The following is an 8,345-nucleotide window of genomic DNA, read 5'->3' on the forward strand; positions in this document are numbered from 1 at the left end:
GCGGTCGGCTCCTACATTGACTCCATCGCAAGCAAACCAAGGAGCCCAGCATGACCACCCAACTCATCAAGTCCAGTGACCGCGGCTACGCCGACCACGGCTGGCTGAAGTCCTTCCACAGCTTCTCGTTCGCCGACTACTACGACCCGGCACGCATGGGCTTCGGTGCCCTGCGCGTCATCAACGAGGACAAGGTCGCCGCAGGCAAGGGCTTCGGCACGCACGGCCACCGCGACATGGAAATCATCAGCTATGTGCTCTCTGGCGAGCTGGCGCACAAGGACAGCATGGGCAACGGCGAGGCCGGTGGTGCCAATGCAGGCGTCATCCGCCCCGGCGACGTGCAGCGCATGAGTGCCGGCACCGGCGTGATGCACAGCGAGTTCAACCATGCCCAGGAGACGACCCACTTCCTTCAGATCTGGATCCAGCCCGACCAGCGCGGCATTGCGCCCAGCTACGAGCAGAAGCACTTCGACGCCGATTCCAAGCGCGGCAAGCTGCGCTTGGTGGCGGCCAACGACGGGGCTGATGGTTCGGTGACCATCCATGCCGATGCGCGGCTCTACGCCGGCCTGTTCGACGGCGCTGAGGCTGCCGAGCTGGACCTCGCGCCGGGCCGCATTGCCTACATTCACGTCGTGCGCGGCGCGCTTACCGCAAACGGGCAAGACCTGACCGCGGGTGATGCCTTGCAAGTTCGCGAAACATCGCGCCTCGCCTTGACGGCGGGTCGCGAAGCCGAGGTCCTGGTTTTCGACCTGGCGGCCTGAATCTCTCCAACCCACAGCAGAGGAACAACCCATGAGCAAGATCGTCGTTCTCTACCACTCCGGCTACGGCCACACCAAGAAGATCGCTGAGGCCGTGGCCGGCGCGGCCGGCGCGGATCTGATCGCCATCGACGCCGAGGGCAACATCACCGAGGCCGACTGGGCCACGCTGGCCGCGGCCGACGGCGTCATCTTCGGCACGCCGACCTATATGGGCGGCCCGAGCTGGCAGTTCAAGAAGGTGGCCGACGCCAGCAGCAAGCCGTGGTACGCCCAGGTCTGGAAGGACAAGATCGCTGCCGGCTTCACCAACTCGGCCACGCTGAACGGCGACAAGGGCAGCACCATCCAGTACCTGCATGCGCTCAGCCAGCAACACAGCATGATCTGGGTCGGCATGGGCCTGAAGGCGCCGAACCACAAGGCCGCCACGCGCGACGACATCAACAACCTCGGCGGCTACGCAGGCCTGATCACCCAGACGCCCAGCGATGCGTCGGCGGAAGAAATGGTGCCGGGCGACATCGCCTCGGCGAAGCACTTCGGCGAGCGCGTGAAGGCGGTCGTCGAGCGCTGGGCGCGTTAAAGCAGCCCCACGTCACGCGCGCTGGCTCCCGGGAAGACCGAGGTCAGCTGCGCGTCGTTCAGGCCGTACATGCGCTTGAACAGGCCACCCAGCAGCGCGCGGTATTCGTTCAGTACGGGGTAGTCGCGGTTCTGGAACAGCGTGGCGGCCTTGACCTCCACCTGTTCGCCAGCGATACGCCCACCCTTCACGCCGCCGCCCAGCACCCAGTAGGCGCTGCCGTGGCCGTGGTCGGTGCCACGGTTGCCGTTCTCGCGGAAGGTGCGGCCGAATTCGCTGACCACGACGACGACGGTGTTGCTCCACTGCGGCCCCATCTCGTCGGCGAACAGCGCCAGGCCCCGGCCCAGCTCGCCCAGCTTGGTGGCGAGCTGGCCCGTCGCGCCGCCTTCGCCGACATGCGTGTCCCAGCCGCCCACGTCGATGAATCCAAGCGTGACGCGCTCGCGCATCAGCCGGGCAATGCGCCGCGCTTCGAGTGCAAAGCCCTTGGCGGCAATGGCACCCCGGCTGGCGGCTTCCATCTCGCCGGCCATCTCGCGTGACACCTCCTCGCGCACCTCGAAGCCGCCGGTCACCGTGCTGGCCAGGCGCGTGTTGGCATACATGCCGGCAATCACCTGCGCCTGCGCCGCGTTGATGGCCGGCTTGCCCAGGTCGCGCAGTGCCTGGTTGGCCACGGGCAGGTCGCCGCGCAGGATCAGCGGCACCTGGTCGGTGAAGGCCATGGCTTCGAGCCTTGAGCCGGCGCCGAGAACGCTGGCCAGCCGGTTCATGAAGCCGCTGCGGAAGTCGCGTGAGCCTTCGTCGGCCTGGCCCAGCTCGATGTGGTCCTGCGTCTCGAAGTGGCTGCGCGACGCATCGTTGCTGCCGGCGAACGGCACGAAGGCCGCCTGGCCCTTGAGCCACAACGGGTGGATGCTGTCGGCCACGGCCGGCGCCAGGCCCCAGCTGGCGTCCAGCGGCAGGGCGTCCTTCCTGGCGATGGCGATGTTGGGCCGGGCCTCGTAATAGAAGCTCGACGACGTCGGCACCAGCAGGTTCGCCGCGTCGTAGGCGCCGCGCAGGAAGACGACGAGCAGGCGCGGTGAGTCTGGCGCGGCGGCCCAGAGCTGGGTGGGCATTGCGGCGGCCCCCAGGCCGAGTTGCAGCAATAGACGTCGGTCCATGGGGCTTACCTGTGCATGAAGTCGGGAGAGGCCAGCAGGTAGGTGTTCCATTCCTGTGGCGACGTGGCGGTGTTGAGGGCCTGTTGCGTGGCAGCAGCCAGGCGTGGCGCGATGCCGTCGTAGTACAACGGGTGCGCGATCTGCGGGAAGGCCGGCCGGTCCTTGGCCTCGCCCTCGACCTTGAAGAGGCCGGCGCTGCCGCTGCCGATGGCACGGGCGATCTCGAAGCGCGTCGTCATCTGCCCCGGCCCCGCCCAGGCGTTCTCGTCGAGCGGGTAGCCGTCGGGCGTCTGGCGGTTGTAGGGCGCCTGGCCTAGGCGGTAGAGCCAGCCGATCATGGGCCCGGTGTTCAGCACCACCTTGTCGGCATAGGCCAGACGCACGGCGGAGACGACGTAGTGCGTCGGGTCCTTGAACTTGCGGGCGAGGGACGCCTCGAATTCGGGCGAGCCGATCATGGCGCGCAGCACCTCGGCGATGCGGCCGTCGCTCTGCTGCCAGCGCTCGGCCATGCGCTCCACCAGCGCCGGCGGCGGCTCGTCGGCGACGAAATACTGGGCCAGCTTGCGCGACACGAAGCGCGCCGTGCTCGGGTGTTTCGCCAGCAGGTCCAGCACCTGGTTCAGCTCGGCCTCGCCCTGGCCCTTGATGGTGATGCCCAGCAGTTGCTTGTCGCCGAAGTCGTGCCGCGCGGGGTTGAACTCCATCAGGCCGTCGCGGCGGTATTGGGCTTCCTGGGCGGGCTTGAGCTTGGGTTTGTTGTCGGTCAGGTTCACGCCCAGGCCGGTCAGCACGCGGGCCAGCTCCTGCACATCGCGCTGAGAGTAGCCGCCGCCCACGCCCATCGTGTGCAGCTCCAGCAGCTCACGGGCGTAGTTCTCGTTGATGCGGTTGGCGGCGTTCTGCTCGTTGTCCAGGTAGCGCAGCATGGCCGGGTGGTGGGCCGTGTAGCCGAGCAAATCGCGGAAGGTGCCGAGCGAGCGTTCGCGCAGCCCCTGCTCGTAGTCGCCCACCATGACGCGCAGATTGCTCTTGTACTGGTGGACGTTGAAGTGGTTGAACCAGAACCACGTCATCTGCTCCTGCACCTGGCGCGGCGAGTAGAGGGCGTGCAGCAGCTGGCGGGCGGAGGCCTCGCGGGCCAGCTTGGTCAGCGCCTGCTGGTAGTTCTTCTGCGCTTCTGCCTTGGCGGTGTCGTCGGTCAGCGCATCGGCCGCCTTGCGCTGGGCCTCCATGCGCTGCACCAGCGGCAGCAGCGGCTGCTGGATGGCCAGTGCCTGGATCTGGGCCTGGGCGGCGTCGGGCAGCGGGGCAGGTGGGTGGGGCTGGAGCTGGGCATCCAGCCAGGCGGCGCGGCCTTGTTTGCGGACGGCGGCGAGGTCCGCGCTGTTGGCGCCCCAAGTGAGACGGTCCAGCCAGAGCGTGTCTTGGGCTGGACCGTGTGCGGTGGTGGCTGGCGGCGGCGCGGTGGCACAGCCGAGCAGGCTGACGAAGCTGAACAGGAGGGCGGTGCTGAGCGCGAGGTTTCTCATGGCGGGCGCCATGATGAGGCCGGCCGAGGCGCACTGTCGAGGCGAGCAACAAGACTTCACATCTCGTCGCGGCCGTAGTGCATCCCGGGCCGAGCGCAGGGCCGCCCCAAGCCGGCCCGCGATGGCGATGTGCGTGCGGCTCAATGCCGCACGCATCGCTGCCCGCTCGGGGGGCGGACCAGAGCGCCCGCGTTCAGCGGGGCAGGCTGGGCCGGGGGCTCACTTCAGATAAATTTGGTCGAACACGCCGCCATCGTCGAAGTGCGCCTTCTGCGCCTGGCGCCAGGTGCCGAAGTACTCGCTCAGCGTGAACAGCTTGACCGGCTGGAACTGCTTGGCGTACTTGGCTGCGACCTTGGCGTCGCTCGGTCGGTAGTAGTTCTGCGCTGCGATCTCCTGGCCTTCAGGGCTGTAGAGATAGTTCAGATAGGCCTCGGCCTGCTTGCGCGTGCCGCGCTTGTCGACGACCTTGTCGACGACGGCCACGGGCGGTTCGGCCAGGATGGACACGCTGGGCGTGACGATCTCGAACTTGTCCGGACCGAGTTCCTTGACCGCCAGGAAGGCTTCGTTCTCCCAGGCGATCAGCACATCACCGATGCCGCGTTCGACGAAGGTCGTCGTCGAGCCACGGGCGCCCGAGTCCAGCACCTTGGTGTTGGCGTAGATGCGCTTGACGAAGTCCTGCGCAGAAGCCGGCGTGCCGCCGTTCTTCAGCGCATAGCCCCAGGCGGCCAGGTAGTTCCAGCGCGCACCGCCGCTGGTCTTGGGGTTGGGCGTGATGACCTCGACGCCGCTGCGGGCCAGGTCAGGCCAGTTGCTGATCTTCTTCGGGTTGCCCTTGCGCACCAGGAAGACGATGGTCGACGTGTAGGGGCTGGCGTTGTTCGGCAGCTTCTTCTGCCAGTCCAGCGGCAGCAGCTTGTGGTCGGCCACCGCGTCGATGTCATAGGCGAGGGCCAGCGTGATGACGTCGGCTTCCAGGCCGTCGATGACCGAGCGGGCCTGTTTGCCCGAGCCGCCGTGCGAGGCCTTGATGCTGACGGTCTCGCCCGTCTTGGACTTCCATTGCGCCGCGAAGGCCTTGTTGAAGTCCTGGTAGAGCTCGCGCGTCGGGTCGTAGGAGACGTTGAGCAGCGTGGTCTGTGCGAGCGCGCCGGTGGCGGCGATGGCAAGGGAGAGGGCGGTGAGGAGGCGGCGCATGGTTTTGGAGTTAGGGAGGGAGCGGTTCACTCTAGGGATGAGGAATGGGCTGGGCAAAGAAGTTGTTGGCGCAAGCTCATGCGGCTTTCGACCACGCGAGCACGGGCTCGCGGCTGTCGGCCGGCACGGGGGCCGGCTCGTGGCGAGCGGCGTCCACCACTTCGCGCTTGAGCGGAGAGGCGAAGGTCTGGATGAACTCGTAGACGTAGTCGCGCAGGTAGGCGCTGCGGCGCACGGCCAGGCGGGTCATGTTGTCTTCGAACAGGTGGCGGGCGTCGATCTCGCGAAGGTGGCGGTCGCGCTCCTCGTCGAAGGCGATGGCCGCGACGATGCCCACGCCCAGGCCCAGCTCCACATAGGTCTTGATGACGTCCGCGTCCATGGCGCTGAGCACGATGTGCGGCGTGAGCTGAGCCGCGGCGAAGGCCTCGTCGATGTGCGAGCGGCCGGTGTAGCCCTGCTCATAGGTGACGATGGGGAACTGCGCCAGCCGGGCCAGCGTCAGCGGGCCGTCCAGCAGCGGGTGGTCGGGCGGCACGACGACCGAGTGCGTCCAGCGGTAGCACGGCAGGGCGACCAGCTCGGGGTATTGCGCCAGCGCTTCGGTCGCGATGCCGACGTCGGCCTCACCGTCCAGCAGCAAGCGTGCGATCTGTTGCGGCGAGCCCTGCTGCAGATGCAGGCTCACATCCGGGTGATGAGCGCGGAAGTCGCGCACGGCCGGCGGCAACGCGTAGCGCGCCTGGCTGTGCGTGGCGGCAATGCGCAGGCGGCCGCTGCCCGCCTGCGCGAAATCATCAGCGGCGCGCTTGAGGTTCTCCGCTTCCTGCAGCAAGCGTTCGATGACGGGCAGCACCTGCTCGCCCGGCTCTGTCAGGCCGGTCAGGCGCTTGCCGACGCGCACGAAGAGCTCGATGCCGAGCTCATCTTCCAGCTCACGGATCTGGCGGCTGACACCGGGCTGCGAGGTATGCAGAGCCTGAGCGACCTCGGTCAGGTTGAAGCCGCGGCGCTGGGCCTCACGGACGGAACGGAGTTGCTGGAAGTTCATGCGGCGCGATTCTGCGAACCGCCGTCACTTCTGTCGTCGAACCATTCGCCATATCGTTATGCGCTTCGTGGTGGTGCCGGGCGGTTTTGGCGCGTCTACAGTTGGCCATCCCCCAAAGGAGCACTGCATGCATAAGCAAACCATCCCCGCCCAGGCCTGGGCCTTGTTCGACCGCTATGTGCACGGCGACCTGAGCCGGCGCGGCTTTCTGGATCAGGCGGCCGTCTTTGCCGGCGGCCCTGCGGGGGCCGCCGCGCTGCTCACGGCGCTGAGCCCGAACTTCGCTTCCGCCCAGCAGGTCAAGCCTGATGACGCACGCTTGGCCACCCGCCGCCACGCCTTCCCCTCACCGGACGGCAACGGCCAGGTCCAGGGCTACATGGTCAAGCCGTTCAGTGCCACCGGCAAGCTGCCGGCCGTGTTGGTCATCCACGAGAACCGCGGACTGAACCCGCACATCGAGGACATCGCCAGGCGCGTGGCCTTGGCCGGCTACGTGGCCTTCGCACCCGACGCGCTGGCGCCGCTGGGCGGCTATCCAGGCGACGAGGACAAGGCACGCGAACTCTTTGGCAAGCTCGACCCCGCCAAGGCCCGCGCCGACATCGTGGCCGCGGCGCGAGGCTTGCTCACCTTGCCGGACGCCAATGGCAAGGTCGGTGCCGTCGGCTTCTGCTGGGGAGGCTCACTGGCCAACCACGTGGCGACGCAGGTGCCTGAGCTGGCCGTGGCCGTGCCCTTCTACGGCGGCGCACCGGCTGCCGAGGACGTGCCGCGCATCAAGGCGCGCCTGCTCATCCATTACGCGGGCAACGACGAGCGCGTCAACGCCAGCTGGCCGGCGTACGAGGCCGCGCTCAAGGCGGCCGGCGTGCGCCACGAGGCCTTCACCTATGCAGGCGCCCAGCACGGCTTCAACAACGACACGACGCCGCGCTTCGACCCTGCGGCTGCCCATCTGGCGTGGGAGCGCACGCTGGCGGCCTTCAAGGCAACGCTGGCGTAGGCCTCACACAGCAAAGGCCCACTCGCGGAACTCCGCGTGGCGGGGCCTTTGCTCGGCGGCGTGACGCGCCCTTGCGGCCTCCACCCAGCTCTTGGCGACTGGGAAGGGCCCGAAGCCCGCCTCGGCATTGATGTGGCCGACGTTGCCGAGGTTGCTGTAGCTGGCGCCCCACCGGTGGGCCCAGCGGGCGGCGCTGGCGGCGCTCATCCAGGGGTCGTTGCTGCTGGCCATCAGGCGTGAGCGGCGCGGCAGGCGGTGGTGGGGCAGGGCCTCGGCCAGACCGAACTTGTCGGGCTCGGCGGGTGCGACGAAGAGGGCTTCGCGGATGGGCGACGCGGGGTGGTCGTCCAGGTGCTTGGCCAACGCCAGGCAGCCGAAGCTGTGGGCGACGGCCAGCCAATCACCTTCGCCTGCAACTTCGAGCACGCGCTGGATACGCTCGGCCCAGCGCTCCAGCTCGGGCCGACTGGGATCACGCTGCGTGACGCGTCGGGCATCGCGGTACTGGGCCTGCAGCCAGGTCTGCCAGTGCGCCGGGCCGCTGTCGTGCAGGCCGGGGATGATGAGGACGCGGGGCGGGCTGTAGGGCATGGCGGGCTCGTCTTCAGAGGGTCGCGATCGACACCTCGGTGGACTTGATGAGGGCGACGACTTCGCGGCCGACTTCGAGGTTCAGGTCCTTGACCGAGCGCGTCGTGATGACGGAGGTGACGATGTCGCCGTTGCGGGTGAGGACGTCGACTTCGGAGACAACCGGGCCTTCGATGATTTCCTTGATGGTGCCGCGGAACTGGTTGCGGACGTTGATGGCGGTGATGCTCATGGGGACTCCTGGATGGGGAGTCTTGAGTGTGCGCAGGGGTGTCGAGTTAGGGAACGAAGCGTTTTGCAGTTGGGCATGCGGAGGGCGAAGAAGGCGGCCTTCTTGTTTGCCTCTGCGAAGAGAGTGGCTGCTCGCTGCATTGCCGGGAGTCCGTCCCGGCGGCCGGGTAACTTTCTTCTGCGGGGCCAGAAGAAAGTCACCA

The 8,345-nt window shown here is 67.8% G+C and carries 9 protein-coding genes; 3 read left to right on the forward strand and 6 right to left on the reverse strand.

Features of this window, described 5'->3' with window-relative positions; translation table 11 throughout:
* The first annotated feature begins 50 nt into the window (after positions 1–50).
* Positions 51–773 (forward strand): pirin family protein, encoded by a 723-nt coding sequence (locus tag AC0IZJ_RS15060; protein ID WP_471851148.1) that lies wholly within the window; start codon positions 51–53, stop codon positions 771–773.
* A gap of 31 nt (positions 774–804) precedes the next feature.
* Positions 805–1,359 (forward strand): flavodoxin family protein, encoded by a 555-nt coding sequence (locus AC0IZJ_RS15065; RefSeq protein ID WP_471851151.1) that lies wholly within the window; start codon positions 805–807, stop codon positions 1,357–1,359.
* On the opposite strand, the gene AC0IZJ_RS15070 is transcribed toward AC0IZJ_RS15065, so the two are convergent.
* From AC0IZJ_RS15070 to AC0IZJ_RS15085, 4 genes are all read right to left on the reverse strand, one after another.
* Positions 1,356–2,528: a DUF1501 domain-containing protein gene (locus tag AC0IZJ_RS15070; protein WP_471851155.1), complete on the reverse strand. Its 1,173-nt coding sequence runs from the start codon at positions 2,526–2,528 to the stop codon at positions 1,356–1,358. The genes AC0IZJ_RS15065 and AC0IZJ_RS15070 overlap by 4 nt on opposite strands.
* Before the next feature lie 5 nt (positions 2,529–2,533).
* Positions 2,534–4,060 (reverse strand): DUF1800 domain-containing protein, encoded by a 1,527-nt coding sequence (locus AC0IZJ_RS15075; protein ID WP_471851158.1) that lies wholly within the window; start codon positions 4,058–4,060, stop codon positions 2,534–2,536.
* 219 nt (positions 4,061–4,279) lie between these two features.
* The gene (locus AC0IZJ_RS15080; protein WP_471851161.1) at positions 4,280–5,263 is read right to left on the reverse strand and encodes a sulfate ABC transporter substrate-binding protein; all 984 of its coding nucleotides are present in this window, start codon (positions 5,261–5,263) and stop codon (positions 4,280–4,282) included.
* Positions 5,264–5,339: 76 nt separating this feature from the next.
* Positions 5,340–6,314 (reverse strand): CysB family HTH-type transcriptional regulator, encoded by a 975-nt coding sequence (locus AC0IZJ_RS15085; protein WP_471851163.1) that lies wholly within the window; start codon positions 6,312–6,314, stop codon positions 5,340–5,342.
* A gap of 127 nt (positions 6,315–6,441) precedes the next feature.
* On the opposite strand from AC0IZJ_RS15085, the gene AC0IZJ_RS15090 reads away from it, so the two are divergent.
* Complete coding sequence (locus AC0IZJ_RS15090) at positions 6,442–7,320, forward strand: dienelactone hydrolase family protein (RefSeq protein ID WP_471851166.1); 879 nt, start codon at positions 6,442–6,444, stop codon at positions 7,318–7,320.
* A gap of 3 nt (positions 7,321–7,323) precedes the next feature.
* Here AC0IZJ_RS15090 and AC0IZJ_RS15095 read toward each other — a convergent pair whose 3' ends face one another.
* Together AC0IZJ_RS15095 and AC0IZJ_RS15100 are read right to left on the reverse strand one after the other, a co-directional pair.
* A complete protein-coding gene (locus AC0IZJ_RS15095) occupies positions 7,324–7,911 on the reverse strand; it encodes an RBBP9/YdeN family alpha/beta hydrolase (RefSeq protein WP_471851168.1) in 588 nt (195 codons plus the stop codon).
* 13 nt (positions 7,912–7,924) lie between these two features.
* The gene (locus AC0IZJ_RS15100; protein WP_471851171.1) at positions 7,925–8,143 is read right to left on the reverse strand and encodes a TOBE domain-containing protein; all 219 of its coding nucleotides are present in this window, start codon (positions 8,141–8,143) and stop codon (positions 7,925–7,927) included.
* Positions 8,144–8,345: the final 202 nt, after the last annotated feature.

Source organism: Roseateles sp. AC306 (assembly GCF_979253795.1).

Coding starts and splice junctions, on each gene's coding strand:
- AC0IZJ_RS15075 (WP_471851158.1), bottom strand. CDS start 4,060: ATGAGAAACCTCGCGCTCAGCACCGCCCTCCTGTTCAGCTTCGTCAGC.
- AC0IZJ_RS15100 (WP_471851171.1), bottom strand. CDS start 8,143: ATGAGCATCACCGCCATCAACGTCCGCAACCAGTTCCGCGGCACCATC.
- AC0IZJ_RS15095 (WP_471851168.1), bottom strand. CDS start 7,911: ATGCCCTACAGCCCGCCCCGCGTCCTCATCATCCCCGGCCTGCACGAC.
- AC0IZJ_RS15090 (WP_471851166.1), top strand. CDS start 6,442: ATGCATAAGCAAACCATCCCCGCCCAGGCCTGGGCCTTGTTCGACCGC.
- AC0IZJ_RS15070 (WP_471851155.1), bottom strand. CDS start 2,528: ATGGACCGACGTCTATTGCTGCAACTCGGCCTGGGGGCCGCCGCAATG.
- AC0IZJ_RS15060 (WP_471851148.1), top strand. CDS start 51: ATGACCACCCAACTCATCAAGTCCAGTGACCGCGGCTACGCCGACCAC.
- AC0IZJ_RS15065 (WP_471851151.1), top strand. CDS start 805: ATGAGCAAGATCGTCGTTCTCTACCACTCCGGCTACGGCCACACCAAG.
- AC0IZJ_RS15085 (WP_471851163.1), bottom strand. CDS start 6,314: ATGAACTTCCAGCAACTCCGTTCCGTCCGTGAGGCCCAGCGCCGCGGC.
- AC0IZJ_RS15080 (WP_471851161.1), bottom strand. CDS start 5,263: ATGCGCCGCCTCCTCACCGCCCTCTCCCTTGCCATCGCCGCCACCGGC.